At 54.7% G+C, this 461-nt stretch carries 1 rRNA gene; it reads left to right on the top strand.

Going from position 1 to position 461, the window contains the following annotated elements:
• Nucleotides 1-3 precede the first annotated feature (3 nt).
• Nucleotides 4-118 (top strand): 5S ribosomal RNA (rrf, locus tag CR156_RS22605).
• Nucleotides 119-461: the final 343 nt, after the last annotated feature.

The following is a 461-nucleotide window of genomic DNA, read 5'->3' as shown; positions in this document are numbered from 1 at the left end:
CTCCCTGGTGAAATTAGCGCTATGGAACCACCCGATCCCATCCCGAACTCGGAAGTGAAACGTAGCTGCGCCGATGGTAGTGTGGCCTAAGCCATGCGAGAGTAGGTCATCGCCAGGGTTTATACCCGAAAACCCCGCTGCTCATGCAGCGGGGTTTTCCTTTTTTTGCAAGCCTCAGGTTTCGACCTGGACTTACGGCAACAACTTCGCGAAGAGCTTCAAGTTCCTCTCACAAGTTGTTGACAAAGCTGAAAAGCCTGCCATAATAGGCGGCTCGCAACGACGAAAGGCCCTCGGGTCCAACGACGAAGCAGCATCGGCAACAACGTCCACCTCGGTGAGACGGCCTTGAAAAAAGGTGTTGACGAAGCGGAAAAGCCGGCTATAATGGGCGGCTCGCTACGAAGGAAACTTCGCAGCACACGGGAATGGCGCTGAGGCCACTTCCCAGGATCTTTGAA

It is taken from the genome of Stenotrophomonas lactitubi (assembly GCF_002803515.1).
GTDB classification, from domain to species: domain Bacteria; phylum Pseudomonadota; class Gammaproteobacteria; order Xanthomonadales; family Xanthomonadaceae; genus Stenotrophomonas; species Stenotrophomonas lactitubi.
Note: the sequence above shows the minus strand (reverse complement) of the source record. Positions and strands in the feature narration are given on the sequence as shown.